This window comes from Mycobacterium sp. SMC-13 (assembly GCF_045311035.1).
In the GTDB taxonomy this organism is placed as follows: Bacteria; Actinomycetota; Actinomycetes; order Mycobacteriales; family Mycobacteriaceae; genus Mycobacterium.
This window is the reverse complement of sequence record NZ_JBJIAI010000004.1, coordinates 122200-135688: the sequence shown is the minus strand read 5'-3', so window position 1 is coordinate 135688 and position 13489 is coordinate 122200. Positions and strand designations below refer to the sequence as shown.

Annotated in this window: 10 protein-coding genes; 2 read left to right on the top strand and 8 right to left on the bottom strand. The window is 66.5% G+C overall.

The genetic code is table 11. The features are described 5' to 3' along the window. Nucleotides 1-47 precede the first annotated feature (47 nt). Together ACJH6I_RS08325 and ACJH6I_RS08320 are read left to right on the top strand one after the other, a co-directional pair. Nucleotides 48-3098 carry an ATP-binding cassette domain-containing protein gene (locus ACJH6I_RS08325; protein WP_212814468.1) on the top strand — a complete coding sequence of 1017 codons (3051 nt, stop codon included), beginning with the start codon at nt 48-50 and terminating at the stop codon, nt 3096-3098. A 33-nt stretch (nt 3099-3131) separates the two neighbouring features. After that, nucleotides 3132-3812, top strand: a complete 681-nt coding sequence (locus tag ACJH6I_RS08320) for a sensor domain-containing protein (protein WP_212807856.1) — start codon at nt 3132-3134, stop codon at nt 3810-3812. Nucleotide 3813: 1 nt separating this feature from the next. Here the strand turns inward: ACJH6I_RS08320 and ACJH6I_RS08315 are convergent, their stop codons facing one another. The 8 genes from ACJH6I_RS08315 to ACJH6I_RS08280 all read right to left on the bottom strand — a co-directional run bounded on the left by ACJH6I_RS08315 (nt 3814) and on the right by ACJH6I_RS08280 (nt 13477). Beyond that, the gene (locus tag ACJH6I_RS08315; protein ID WP_212807857.1) at nt 3814-5820 is read right to left on the bottom strand and encodes a serine/threonine-protein kinase; all 2007 of its coding nucleotides are present in this window, start codon (nt 5818-5820) and stop codon (nt 3814-3816) included. 10 nt (nt 5821-5830) lie between these two features. Then, the gene (locus tag ACJH6I_RS08310; protein WP_244872715.1) at nt 5831-7024 is read right to left on the bottom strand and encodes a hypothetical protein; all 1194 of its coding nucleotides are present in this window, start codon (nt 7022-7024) and stop codon (nt 5831-5833) included. A gap of 157 nt (nt 7025-7181) precedes the next feature. Continuing rightward, nucleotides 7182-8366 (bottom strand): hypothetical protein, encoded by a 1185-nt coding sequence (locus tag ACJH6I_RS08305; protein ID WP_212807859.1) that lies wholly within the window; start codon nt 8364-8366, stop codon nt 7182-7184. Between the two features lie 10 nt (nt 8367-8376). Then, nucleotides 8377-8715 (bottom strand): YbaB/EbfC family nucleoid-associated protein, encoded by a 339-nt coding sequence (locus ACJH6I_RS08300; RefSeq protein ID WP_212807860.1) that lies wholly within the window; start codon nt 8713-8715, stop codon nt 8377-8379. Then, nucleotides 8712-10283: a PPE domain-containing protein gene (locus ACJH6I_RS08295; RefSeq protein ID WP_212807861.1), complete on the bottom strand. Its 1572-nt coding sequence runs from the start codon at nt 10281-10283 to the stop codon at nt 8712-8714. Before ACJH6I_RS08295 ends, ACJH6I_RS08300 begins: the two co-directional genes overlap by 4 nt. A gap of 14 nt (nt 10284-10297) precedes the next feature. Then, nucleotides 10298-11683 carry a type VII secretion protein EccE gene (eccE, locus tag ACJH6I_RS08290; protein WP_212807862.1) on the bottom strand — a complete coding sequence of 462 codons (1386 nt, stop codon included), beginning with the start codon at nt 11681-11683 and terminating at the stop codon, nt 10298-10300. Further along, entirely contained in the window at nt 11680-13026 is a 1347-nt protein-coding gene (mycP, locus tag ACJH6I_RS08285) for a type VII secretion-associated serine protease mycosin (protein ID WP_212807863.1), read from the bottom strand. The genes eccE and mycP overlap by 4 nt, the downstream gene beginning before the upstream one ends. Before the next feature lie 193 nt (nt 13027-13219). Then, on the bottom strand, nt 13220-13477 hold the full coding sequence (locus tag ACJH6I_RS08280; RefSeq protein ID WP_020099974.1) for an HPr family phosphocarrier protein: 258 nt from the start codon (nt 13475-13477) through the stop codon (nt 13220-13222). Between the last annotated feature and the right edge of the window lie 12 nt (nt 13478-13489).

Genomic DNA, 13489 nt, shown 5'->3' with positions numbered 1-13489 from the left:
CATTCGTGAGCTCCGTCCCGCCGCTGATCGTGACGCTCGGTGGCGCCATGTTCACCTTCCCGCCCGGCAAGGAGGTCACCGTCGGCCGCGGCGAGGCCTCGGACGTCAGGATCCCGGACGCCGGCCCCGGTGCCAAGCATGTGGTATCTCGGTTGCACCTGATCATCCGGGTAGACCCCGGTGTCGGTCAGTGGGTGGCAATCGACAAGTCCCGCAACGGAATCTTCGCCAATCGGATGCGCGTGCCGTCGGCCGTCATCAGTGACGACCTCGTGCTGGCCGTCGGAGCTCCGGACGGGCCGCAGCTCCACTTCCGTACGGCGACCCAGGTCATTCCGGTCGCCAAGTACCGGCAGCCACCGGCGCAGATGGCATCCCCGCGTCCGACGCAGCGGATCCCTCAAGCGCCACGGCCGGTTCCGCCGCAGCCGCCGCCTCCGCCGCCGCGCCCGCCTGCAGCCGCCCCACAACGCTCGTCGGGACCGCCCGCGGGCGCCGTCACCATCGGGCGGCATTCGACAGCGACCATCAGAGTCGACGATTCGCTGGCCTCCCGAATCCACGCCTACCTGATACCCGCCCCGACCGGAACCCAGCTGTACGACAACGGCTCGGGCAACGGTACTTTCGTCAACGGTCACCGCGTCGAGGCGGTCACGCTGCGCCCCGGGGACGTCATCACCGTCGGCAACACCGACCTGGTGTTCACCGGAGGTACCGCGGTCCAGTCGCGGCAGGCGGTCGCGACCGGTGGCATCGAGGTACGCCAGGTCGGCCTCGCCATCGAGGGCCACCAGCTGCTGACCAACGTGTCGTTCGACGCCCGGCCCGGCACTCTCACGGCGGTGATCGGCCCCTCGGGCGCAGGCAAGTCGACGCTGATCAGGCTGCTCGGCGGCGTCACCAAACCCACGTCCGGGCAGGTCACCTTCGACGGACACGACGTGCACGCCCACTATGCGTCGTTGCGGTCGCGGATCGGCATGGTGCCCCAGGACGACGTGGTCCATCGGCAATTGACCGTCAGTCAGGCGCTGAACTATGCCGCCGAACTCCGGTTGCCGCCCGACACGAGCAAGGATGACCGCCACGCTGTGGTGGAACGGGTGCTCGCTGAGCTCGAGCTCGCTGCGCACCGCGACAAGCGGGTGGACAAGCTTTCGGGCGGGCAGCGTAAGCGCGCTTCGGTGGCGCTTGAATTGCTTACCGGCCCATCGCTTTTGATCCTCGACGAGCCCACTTCCGGTTTGGACCCGGCGCTGGACCGACAGGTCATGCAGATGCTGCGCCGCCTGGCCGATGCCGGGCGCACGGTGCTGGTGGTGACGCACTCCCTGACGTACCTGAACATGTGCGATCAGGTGCTGCTGCTGGCGCCCGGCGGCAAGACGGTGTACGCGGGGCCCCCGCAAGCGGTCGGATCAGCGATGGGTACACAAGACTGGGCCGACATCTTCGCCTGGGTTTCGGCCAATCCCGACGCGGCGCATGCGGTGTTCCTGCAGAACAATCCGGCCGCCGACCGACCGGCGGCGCCGCCGGAGCCCGCGGGTCCGCTCGGTGCACCGGCCCGTACCAGCACCCGCCGTCAGCTGCTCACCGTTGCGCGCCGGCAGTTGCGGCTGATCTTCGCCGATCGGATCTACACCACCTTCCTGTTGCTACTGCCGTTCATCCTGGGCGCGATGTCGCTGATCGTGCCGGGGGACACCGGATTTGGGGTGGCGACTGTAGGCCACTCCCCCAACGAACCGAATCAACTGCTCATCGTCGCCAACATCGCGGCAGTGTTCATGGGGACCGCACTGACGATCCGTGATCTGGTCGGCGAGCGCACCATCTTCCGCAGGGAGCAGGCTGTCGGTTTGTCGGCCGCCGCCTACCTTTCCGCCAAAATCGTTGTCTACAGCGCATTTACTGCCATTCAGACAGCAATCGTGGTGGCGATCGTGGTGATCGGCAAAGGTGCACCCACCCAGGGTGCCTTGCTGTTGGGCAGCCCGACTCTCGACTTCTATGTGAGTCTGACTGTGGCAGCAATTGTTTCGGCGATCCTGGGTCTGCTGCTGTCCTCGGTGGCGCGGTCCAGTGAGCAGATTCTGCCGATGCTCGTCGTCGTCATCATGCTGTCGATCGTGTTCTCCGGCGGCATGATTCCTGTCACCGGACGTGTCGGTCTGGATCAGGCATCGTGGTTCCTGCCGGGGCGGTGGGGCTTCGCAGCGTCGGCGAGCGTGGTCGACCTGCTGAAGATTGCTCCGCTCATGTCGGTCGACGATCAGCTGTGGCACCACGAATTACGTTGGTGGGCGCTGGATATCGGGGTGCTGGTGCTGCTGGGCGCGGTTGCCGGATTCGTGGTGTACCGACGGCTGCGGCTGCCGAGCTGCGGCGCCGAATCAGGTGCGCCGAAAGCGGCGCTGATCGTGGGCGCCGTGGTCCTGGCCGCGGGATTTGTGGCCGGCATGACCTACGTGACCCGCGACTCCGGAAACCGGCCGACGCAACCGACGGCACCCACAGCACCACCCAAAGCTGTTGCGCCGCCGGGGCACCGCATCGACCTGGCGACCCTGCTCCCCGACGGCAAGGCGGTGAGCGCCGCCATGCAGTCGCCGCCGATGGCGACCGCGACCATCGTCACCGCGGAAACTCCGCGAGCAGGGACAGCCACTCCCCCGCCGTGCGCCGGTGTCGCGGACGCAGGTGGCGCCACAACCTTCGGCCCGGGGTTCACCGGGATGTCAGGTATGGAACTGCGTAACCCGGCGGACCCGAATACCTGGATGGTTGCTTATGCCGTGGGCTATCCAGGACCGCAAGCAGCGGAACGGATTCCGGCCGCCGCGACATGGTTGGGATGTGCGAATACAGGTGTGACGTTCACGGCCGACGGCCGACCGGCGCGGCAGCTGGCCGTCGGTGGGGTCACATCCGACGACGGCACCCTCACCGCGGAGTTCACCGAACCGGGGCGCAGCTGCCAGCACGTGCTGACCACCAAGGCCGATGTGGTGGTCGACGTGCTGGCGTGCAGCCCGGGCGGCGGCACGCAGGCGGCGGAGCTGGCCAAGCAGATCGCTGACAAAGTCAGCTGACGGAAGGATCAGATGAATCCCTGGCGTACTGGAATGCTCATCGGAGCGGTCGTCGTTGTGGCGGCGGGTTGTTCGGTCACTGACCGGAAAGTGTCGGGTACGGCCACGACGGCCACAGGTGCCGCTTCCCCGGCGACGTCGACATCAGCTGTAGCCAAACCGATCGATGATGCCGGCCTGCCGAGGCTGTTGGGCTCGCCCTCGGAGATCAGCGACCTGGTGGGCGTCGCGATGACGCCGGAGGCGATCTTCAGAAAACCGGATACGAAGCTGCGGGTGGAACCGATCCGCTGTCTCGAAGCGGTCATGCCGGCTCTCGACACCATTGGGTACTACGGCCGAACAGGTTTCGCAGGGCAGCTTCTTCACGGGGATCAGCATGCGCAAGTGGTGCAGGTGGTGGCCGCATTCTCGACGGACGCGGAGGCGGCGGGCTTTCGTGAGGCGACTACCGGACATTGGAGGTCGTGCCAGGACCAGCAGGCGACTGTCACGGGTGGTCGGGTGCCCCTGACGTATGCGTTGGAAAGAGTTGAATCGGTCGATTCCGTCGCGAGCGTTCCGGTGTCGGGGACAGCCAGCGACGGGACCCGGGTTCCATGTCAGCACGCATTGGGTTCGCGCAGGAACGTGATCATTGACGTGCGGGTATGTGCTCCGAACGTGGCAAACAAGGGGCGCGACCTAGTCGCGAAGATCGCCGCCGGCCTGTGAATCAGCGGATGACACTCATCAGCGGAACGAAGTTGGCGTTGAGATACTCGGTAGCCAGGTAGCCGCCGGGATCGGCAAGTGCTGCAACGCTATTAGGGTCATCCACGATGATCATCGATCCGCGGTAGGCGGCCAATTGGTAGGGAAGCCCCGCTGCCCCACCGTTACCGGCGGCTTTGTCGGTGCGGACCACGACCAGTACTTCGCTGTGAATCAAGAACAATTTTCCAAGGTCGGGCATCGAACGGGTTGAACTATTGTCGCCTGGCTTGCGACGCAATTCGGGGTCGTAGTTCAGGCCGAGCGAACTGAGATAGTCGGCCGCGTTGGACGGCGTCAGCGTCTGGCTGACGCCATCGTCCGACACGTGGATCACCTGGACGCTCTTCCCCGCGGCTCTCGGATTCTGATTCTTCAGGTCGGTCTGCTGGGACGACACCTGATCAATGAGGTTGTCGGCGTCCTTGTAGCGGCCGAGAATCTTGCCGATCCATTTGAGCTGGGTCTGCCAGTTCCATGCTCGGCTGGTGTCTTTTGGCTGAGTCACGGTCGGGGCGATCGCGGCGAGGCGCTGGTAGGTCGCGTCATCGATCTCGCCGGTCGCGATGATGACGTCGGGTTTGGCGGCCTGAATGGCGCTGGTGTCGATGAAACCGACGGTGTCCTTGACCGACGGGGTTCCGGTGATCTTGGACTGCAACCATGAGGGCAGGGAAGTGCCTGCGCCGGCAATGGCCACCGGTTGTAGGCCGAGCGACAGCACGGCGTCGGCGTCGCCGGGGCCCAAGGCGGCGACAGCTGTTGGCGCCTTTGTGATTTCGGTGGTGCCGTGGGCGTGCGTGAATGATTGCGCCGTGTACGCCGGGGCGTCGGGCTTGCCGATCAGCATGATGGAGGCGACGACCGCGATGACGGTGATCACGGCGGCGCCGGCGGCACCGATGACTATTCGACGCTTGCGTGGACTCTTTTGTCGAGCAGCCGGAGGTTGGGGTGCCGCCATCTGGCCAGGCAGCGGGCCGGGCGGGTAAGGACCGCTGAACTGTCCGCTCGGATAAGTCAATACGCCATCGGGCGGTGTTGGCTGACGCGGCGGCCATGACTGCGAACCCGGAGGCGGTAGCCGACTGGGCGGCTGTAGCGCAGGGCCCGGGTTCGCGACGGCCGCGGTGGCCGCGGCCGCGAGTTCGCGGGCAGTCTGGTAGCGCGCGTTGGGGTCCTTCGCCATGCCGCGGGCGATGACTTCGTTCAGCGCCCACGGAAGAGTAGGCACCCGATCCGTGACGCGCGGTATCTCTCCTGTCACGTGTGCTGCCGCGATCGCGGCGATGCCACCCGGCAGTCCTCCATACGGTGTCCGGCCGGTGAGTAGCACGAACAGGCTGCAGGCAAGCGAATAGATATCGGCTCGAGAGTCGACGTGCTGCCCACTGAGCGCTTCAGGTGGCGCATAGGCGATGGACGCCATGACCGAGCCGTCGGTGGTCAGGTGCGCAGCGTCATCAAAGGCGCGAGCAATCCCGAAGTCCGCCAGGAAGACTCGTTCGTCATCACCGGGATCTTCGGCGTTGGCCAGCAGAAAGTTGGCGGGCTTGACGTCGCGGTGCATGATGCCCCGCCGATGCGCGTAATCGAGAGCCTTGGCGACCTCGGTGATGATGCGGGCCGCCCGCGCGGGTGACATCCGCCCGGACCGGACTTCCTGGTCGGCGTCGGTGCCCGCGACGTATTGCATGGCGATCCACAGCTGACCCGCCTCGGTTTCGCCACGGGAGTAGACCGCGACGATATTGGGGTGGTCGAGCGTGGCGGCGACATTGGCTTCGCGGAGGAAGCGCTCCCTGAACTGGCCGTCGCCCTGGATGGAAGTGGTGAGAACCTTCAGCGCGTCGCTGCGGGGCAGCTGGGGATTCTTGGCCTTGTACACCACACCCATGCCACCGACACCCAGGACGGATTCGATGGTGTAACCGGCCACGATGTCGCCGGGGTTGAAGGTCGAGGTCATTGTGGTCCGATTATTTCGCAGTCAGCAGCAGATACTGGGACGCCATTCGTTGTGTGGCGTCGAATGGTTGCAATGATGCTGCCGTATAGACCCACCGGTCCAGCGCTGCCGCGCAGGAGTAGACCCGGGCTTTGACGTCAGCGACATCGGTTGCCTGGCACTTCGCTGAGGGCAGGCCGGGCACGGCGGGACCAGGTTCACTTGGGTTCTTGGCGTCAGGCTCGGCGAACTTTTGCGCCAGCTGCGTCGCTGCGGCGGCGTCTTTGGCCCGGTACAGATGGGTGCCGCGTACCGAAACGACGTCAACGCCGGCTGGTGTCAGGGCGGTGCTCGTGAGTAACGGGTCGTCACTGAAATGAAGGATGCCGCGTGGCCCCCATAGGCCCTGATTGCTCTTGTGTTCCTTCGTGGGAACTGTCCGGCTGAGTAGGCCTTCGGGATCGGTTTGCATGGTGGCGAACTGCGCTGGATCGGTTGGCTGGAACTTGTCGATGCGTGAAGTCTGCATATCCAGCACCTTTGCAACGAATTGTGTTGCGGTGTCGCGGTTTACGTCACTCGAAGCGTATTGATACAGCACGTATGGCCCGTGCGGAGTATAGGAGCTGACTGTGAAACTTCGCTCTGACGTGGTGGCTGCGTGCGCGAGCGCCTCGGGATGTCCTGGAATTGATATCGGTTGATTGGGTGAGGCTGGATCTATTGTCGGGGCCTGTGCCGCGAATTGGCGGGCAGCGTCGTTGGCCAGGTCGGCTGTTGGGAATCGCAGTACCAGAATCACTAACTGGTTGTCGTGATCCGCGCCGCGAATGGTGCCACGACCTGAGCCGAACCCGTTGATCAGCTGATGATCTTTGGCGATCTGCTTCATCGGGCCGGGCTCGACGCTGTTTAGGCGGTCGGCGTCGAGAAATACGCCCGTCACGTTCACCCCGATGCTGATCAGGGTGGGATCGACTTCCCACGGTCCGACGACAAATTCGCCAAGCCGTTCGGCATCGATGAGGCGTCCAGATTCGGCGCCTGGTTTCAGCGCGGGCCCGGGCTTGGGTGCCGTCGGATAGTTCCCGGGGTTCAACAGGCTGACGATGGCGTCACCAGGCCTGAACGAGGGGTCTTTCGTCGCGTCGCCGTTCGTTATCGTTGTGCAGGCGGCCAGCAGTGCCACTGCGACCGTCGCTACGGCCAACTTGGCGGTCTTCATGACGTTCCCCATCGTCTCCCGACTGCGCCGGCTCCCCGTTGCGTTGCGCAGTGACTCTCCGCGAACTGTACGCACTCGAGCGCCTGAGTGCCTCAGCCCGCCGCGGCAACGGCCGGACGGCCTGAAGGCGGCCGAACGCGAGTTGAACCAGGTGCCGCTATTTCGCGGTCAGCAGCAGGTATTGGGATGCCATTCGTTGTGTGGCGTCGAACGGCTGCAACGAGGAAGCCACGTACACCCACCTATCGAATGACGCGGTGCAGTCGTAGACAAGCGCTTTCACTTCCGCATAATTGATCGCCCGGCACTTGGCCGCGGGGAGTCCGGGTACGGTCGGGCCAGGTTCGCTGGGGCTGCTACCGCCAGGCTCGGCGAGCTTCTGCGCGAGCTGCGCCGCGGTCGTGGCGTCTTTGGCCCGGTAGAGGTAGGTACCGCGTACCGAGATGACGTCGACGCCGGCTGCCGTCAATGCCGCGGCGGTTTGGACTGGGTCGTCTTCGAAATGAAGGAGGCCGCGTGGCCCCCACAAGCCCTGGTTTGCCTTGTGTTCCTTGGTGGGCACCGTCCTGCTCAACAGTCCTTCTGGATCGGTCTGCATGGTGGCGAACTGACTGGGATCGGTGGGCTTGAAGTTGTCGATTCGACTTGCCTGAAGGTCTAACGACTTGGTCGCCAGTTGCAATGAAACGCCGGGGCTTTCCTGTGCTGTGCCGCTTTGAATCAACACATATGGGCCATGCGGGGAGATGATCGAGGTGGCGAACGTTCCATCAGGCATGGTGACTTGGAGCGCCTGCGATTCCGGATGTCCGGGTATCGGGAGATTGAGTTTCGTCGAGGGATCGTGGATGCCCGGGTGCCGTGTGTAGAAACCAGATGCTGCGGCAGCCGCTTCGTCGGGGCTTGGAAAGCGCAAAACGGTGTTCTGCAGTTTGCGGAGGTGGTCGGCGTCGACGTCCGTGTGGCGGCCGGAGCCGAATCCGTAGATCAAGTGGTGCTGTTGCGCCAGTTGGTCGAGCTCGGGCGACAGGAGCGATACGACACTGAACAACAGACCGGTCGAAGTGAAGCCGACGTGCAGTAGCTGCGGGTCAATCTCCCATGGCCCGACCACGTAGTCACCCATGCGTTCGCCGTCGATAATCCGGCCGCTCTCGGGCCCGGGTTTCATGGCTGGTCCGGGCTTCGGCACCGTCGGGTAGTTGCCCGGGTTCAGCAGGCTGACTATGGCGTCACCCGGCTTGAATGACGGGTCTTTCGTGGCATCGCCGGTCGTCACCGTGGTGCAGCCGGCCAACAGTGCCACGGCCGCGGTCGCCGCGGCCAGCTTGGCGATCTTCATTCAGTGACCGCTACGGCTGGGCGGGCGGATTACCGGCCGTGATCTCGGCGACGAGCTCGTTGAGGCGGGCCCGGTCGGCGTTGATGGACTCGGTGGCCTTCGCCGTCGCGTTGCCCAAGGCCTCGTTGATGCGGGCTTCGACGGTTTCCGCGCCGAGGCGCAGCAGGCCGTCCTCGATGAACAGGTCCGTCAGCCAGTGGTGGCCGTTGAGCGTGACCTCGACGGTCTTGGCCTCGTCGGTCGCGGTGAACGACTCGGTGTTCATCTTGGCGAGCTGCTCGTCCATGACCGACTGCAGACGCTGGGCCTGCTGGAGAACCGCAGCGACCTCGGGGTGCATCTCGATCATTTGGTGTCCTTCTTGTCATCGATCTTGGTGCGACGCCGGTGTCCGATGACGCCGTCGGTGAAGGCCCGGTCCTCCTTGTACAGGACCTCGTCGGGCGACAGGTTCGCGTTGCGCTTCTTCTCCTTGCCGCCTTCGCGGCCAGCGCCGTGGCCGCCCATGCCGCCACCCATGCCGCCACCCATACCGCCGCCGCCGACCGGAGGGCGGCCCGCGGCCTGGCTGGCGCCACCGGCTGCCGCACCACCGGCACCCACCGCGGGCGCGACGGCTGCCGGCTGCATGGGCTGGCCGCCCAGCCCACCGCCACCGCCTCCGGACCCGCCGCCCGCGCCGCCGCCCGCGGACGCCGGGCTCACGCCGGGGCCGTCGGGCAGACTCGGCATCTCCGGCTTGTCGCCGCCCAAGCCGCCGGGCATGCCACCGCTCGGTGAACCCTGTCCGGAGCCGCCTGACGGCGAGCCGCCACCGGAAGGTGAACCGCCAGAGGGTGATCCGCCGCCTGCGGGCTTCTGCTCACCGGCAGAAGCCGGGCTGACGCTCGGCGACTCCGGAATCGATGGCGTCGCACCACTCGGGGTGCCACCGCCGCCACCGGCCGATGGTCCACCTCCACCAGGTCCTTGGGGCGCGCCTGTGCCGTTGCCGTCTTTCTTCGCCACGTCTCCCGGCTTGACGGCCGGCCACGGGCTCGACCCGAAGTTGGGTGGTGGCGGGGTGACGAGGGATCGGATCGTCGCCTGCTGCGCGTACTTGGCTCGTACGGTGTCGGATTCTTGCTGCTTGGTGGCGTGGCCGGTGAAGAAGTCGTATGCCGCCTGACCGACTGTCGCGAGCACGCTGGCGTTCTCGTAGTCCGCCACGTCCTGCATGCTGGGATGCTCGGGTCGCCTGCCGCCATGGATCGTGGATAGTTCGATGGCCTGGACGGCCAGGTTGTTCGCTGCCGCGGTCATCGCCGTCAGCCACGTCGAGTAGTCCTTCAGCGCCGTCTCCGCGGCTTCGGCAGCGTCGCCTTCCCACTCGACGCCCGCCATGTTGAACTTGCCGTTCAGTTCAGCCAGTTTCGCTGCCACTGCAGTCATTTTCGCGCCGAACTCGATCATCGAGGCGCCCTGGTCGCCGCCGTTGATCTGCTTGGCGGCCACCTCCCAGTCCATGCCGGGATTGCTGGGGTGCGATTCGGCTCCGCCAAGCGATTCGAGCATCCAGGGCAAGCTGCCGACCGGGTCTGAAGGGGCTGGTGCCGGGGGCAGGTTGGGCGTGATCGGTGCACCACCGCCAGCGCCCAGCTCGGTGGCATTGATGCCGGATTTCCCGGCTGCGTCGGCAGCGTCGTAAGCCGCGGCGGCCGCCCGTAGGCAGGCCGCCAGTCGCCGATTCTGAGCCCGCCCAGCCTTGAGTGCGGCGTCGAGCTGCTGCAGGTTGTTCTTGAGGAAACCGGTGGCCTCTTGCGCGATGGTCAACTCGCATGGCGCATTGGGCGCCGGCGGCAAGGTCGGCAGGTCTACGTCGACTTCAGCGGCCTTGGCGTTCAGCGTCTCCGAGGAGACTTTCAGTTTTCCAGCCATCTACTTGCTCCCCCTCACTTCTCCAGCGCCATCTGGAACCGGCTCTCCTCGCGCGGGTTGATCAGCTGGATGGGCAGCTGACGGTGGCGCGGGGTATCGATGAAGTTGTGGCGCAACAGAATTCGTGAAATACCCGGGTGTGGACCGAGGTAGGTGGTGGCGTTGGGCCACACCACCTTCGGAACGTTCCCGATCCGGGCGTTGATGAACCCCGCGAATTCCTTGAACTGCGGCGCCAAGGTGACGACGGCCCCTGCCGCCGCCGAGCGGACCACGAACTGGGTGAACACGTGTGCGTCGCCGAGGTTGATCGTCGAGTCCACGTTGTCGAACGGCATGTACACCGGGTAGCGGTCGGCGGTCTCCCCCACGAGGACGCCGGCCGAGCCGATCGGCAGCTCGTAGTGCCGGTCGGTGATCGGGCTCAGCCCCTCCAGCGCGGCGCGTTGGCCACCGAACAGACACGAGAAACCGCGCGGCGTCGTCGGCGTGGCCAGCGTGGTCAGCAGCACGGTCGCCGTCGGCGCTTGACCCGGCTTGACCCGGACGCGGGTGATCGTGTGGTCGGCGCGCGCCGACCACCACATGTTGGGACCGCCGGGTGCCGAGTAGGCCGCGGTAAATGTGCTGCGGCCCTTGATGGTTGACCACGTCTCGCGCTCGAAGCTGATCGCGGTCGCGCGGTCGTACTCCTCGAAGCTGCGGGCGGGGCGGGCGTCGATGCCGTGGCTGGCCAATTGATCGGCGATGCGGGTGGTGGTCGCCACCAGGTAGCTGGCCAGGCCGGAGACCCCGGTGCCGCGGCGCAGGGCCGACCGGCGGGTCTCGTCGGGGTCGGCGCGCAACACGATCCAGGTCCGCCGGTTGGCGGGGGCGGCGTAGGGGCCGACCACCTGCTCGTACAGCGCGACGACACTCGAGGGCGCGGTCTTGCCGACGCGGTAGCCGGCCGAGACGATGTCCGCCTCGAGATCCGGTGCGTGCGCCGCGAGCAGCTGCTCCACCAGTCGGGTGTCGAGGTTGTCGTCGGTGAAGGCCTCGCCGTTGACGATGACGGTCGGGGTGAACGAGCGCGGCACCAGTTCGACAAGCGAGACCAGGTGGTCACCCAGCCAGCGCACCGCGACGTGGTCGCCGGGCATGACCGTCGCGCCGACGGCCGGTTCCGACGGTGCCGGCGGGGCGACCTTGCGTCGGCGCTGCCAGGCGAACATCGCGGCGATCCAGCCTGTCAGCCGCCGCCCGCGGATGGCGAGGACCGAGAACAGCGCGATCAGGACACCGAGGGTGATGCCCAGCCACAGCAGATTGAAATGCATGCACAGCAGCACGACCGCCGGCACCAGCGTTGCCGCCCACAGCAGGTGCCCCGTGGTGAAGCGGAGCCCGAAGTGCCTCATCGGCGCCTCAGCGCACGGCGGGTCACCGCACCCAGGCCGAGCAGCACGATCAGCGCGGCACCGGCCACGACGACCATCGTGATCGGCCCGCGGTCCGGCGGCGGGATGTACACCGGCGGCGGAATGCTCTTGACCTGGTAGGGCGCCTGCTTGGGGCCGGCGGGAACGTCCCACGTCAGCGCCGCCACCGGGTCGATGACACCGGCGCCGACGTAGTTGTCCACTCCCCCACCGGGATGGCGTGCCGTCGCGGTGATGCGGGTGACGATCTGTGCGGCGGTCAGGTCGGGGAAACGCTGCCGCAGCAGGGCCGCCAGGCCCGAGACGTACGCCGCGGCGAACGATGTGCCGTTGATGGGGATGGGGCCGTCCTGTCCGTTCAGCGCGTTGACGGGATTGCCGTCGTAGCCCAGTGCGGTGTCGCCTTCGGCGGGGGCGGCGGCACCGACCCAGGGGCCGGACATCGAGAAGTTGCTGGGCTGGCCCTGCGGCCCGATGCCGCCGACGGTCAGCACCAGCGGCGAGTACCAGGCCGGCGAGACGATGGTCTGCACCTGCTTCCAGCCCCGCGGGTCCGACGGCACACTGACGTCCGGCGGCGGGTTCTGGTTGCAGTCCTGGCCGGTGTTGCCGGCGGCCACGATGACCACGGCGTTCTTGACGTTCACCGCGTAGGCGATGGCGGAACCGACGCCGGTCTCGTTGATGGCCCGGGTCACCTTGTAGCAGGCGGCCTCGGAAATGTTGATGACCTGTGCACCCAGGTTCGCCGCGTGCACGATGGCGCGAGCGAGGCTGCGCAGCGACCCGGCGGTCTGGGTGGTGTTCGGATCGTTGGGATCGCTGCGGGAGTCTTTCGGCTGAAATGCCTCCGAGGTCTGGCGCAGCGATAGGATGCGGGCTTCGGGCGCGACGCCGATGAACGCGTCCGTCGGTGCCGGACGGCCGGCGATGATCGACGCGGTCAGGGTGCCGTGGGCATCGCAGTCCGACAGGCCGTTGCCGCCCTTGTCGACGAAGTCGCCGCCGGGCTCGGCGGGGACCCGCGGCGAGGCGTTCACGCCGGTGTCGATGACGGCGACGGTGACGCCTGCTCCCGTCGCAAACTTCTGTGCCTCGGCGAGGTGCAGATAGTCGGCCGCCCACGGCTTGTCGGCGAAGTTGGTGTTCGGCAGCACGGTCGGTGCGGAGCAGATCTTGCGCTGCTCCATCGGCTGATCGGGGCCGGTGTCGTCGGGCGGGACGGCGCCGGGGTCGATGGCCGGCGGTTCGATGGCGAGTGCGGGCGGGGCGCTGGCGACAGCCAGCAGCAACGCAGCAGCTACGGCGGCTAGACGACGCACGAGCAACCGCCCCCACCATGGGGACGACCGCTCGTGATGTTCCGAGTCCCCCGTGACATTTTTCCCGCTACGACACCGCCGCGAACCGCGATGCCCTCCCCATACGCATGTAGCACGAATTCATACTAGTGGTGCGTAGTGGGGGCTCTGTGCGCTTTCTGTGGCTGCTGGGAGTGACCCCGGGCCGCGTCCGTCAGGCGTCGAGGTCCTGTGCCACCAGGTCAGCGACGGTGGCCAGGGCGGTTTCGTCGTCGGAGGCCACCGTCACCTGCGCTCCGTTGCCTGCCCCGAGCGTCATGATCATCAGCGCCGAGCCGGCGTCCACGGGTTCCCCGCCGTCGACCGCGAGGGTGACCTGGGCACCGGAATTGATGACGGCCTCGGAGATGACGGCCGCCGGACGGGCGTGCAGGCCGATGGCGGATCCGACGGTGACGGTCTTGCTGGGCATTGCTTCTCCTTG

Coding starts and splice junctions, on each gene's coding strand:
- ACJH6I_RS08325 (WP_212814468.1), top strand. CDS start 48: ATGTTCACCTTCCCGCCCGGCAAGGAGGTCACCGTCGGCCGCGGCGAG.
- ACJH6I_RS08320 (WP_212807856.1), top strand. CDS start 3,132: ATGCTCATCGGAGCGGTCGTCGTTGTGGCGGCGGGTTGTTCGGTCACT.
- ACJH6I_RS08315 (WP_212807857.1), bottom strand. CDS start 5,820: ATGACCTCGACCTTCAACCCCGGCGACATCGTGGCCGGTTACACCATC.
- ACJH6I_RS08310 (WP_244872715.1), bottom strand. CDS start 7,024: ATGAAGACCGCCAAGTTGGCCGTAGCGACGGTCGCAGTGGCACTGCTG.
- ACJH6I_RS08305 (WP_212807859.1), bottom strand. CDS start 8,366: ATGAAGATCGCCAAGCTGGCCGCGGCGACCGCGGCCGTGGCACTGTTG.
- ACJH6I_RS08300 (WP_212807860.1), bottom strand. CDS start 8,715: ATGATCGAGATGCACCCCGAGGTCGCTGCGGTTCTCCAGCAGGCCCAG.
- ACJH6I_RS08295 (WP_212807861.1), bottom strand. CDS start 10,283: ATGGCTGGAAAACTGAAAGTCTCCTCGGAGACGCTGAACGCCAAGGCC.
- eccE (WP_212807862.1), bottom strand. CDS start 11,683: ATGAGGCACTTCGGGCTCCGCTTCACCACGGGGCACCTGCTGTGGGCG.
- ACJH6I_RS08280 (WP_020099974.1), bottom strand. CDS start 13,477: ATGCCCAGCAAGACCGTCACCGTCGGATCCGCCATCGGCCTGCACGCC.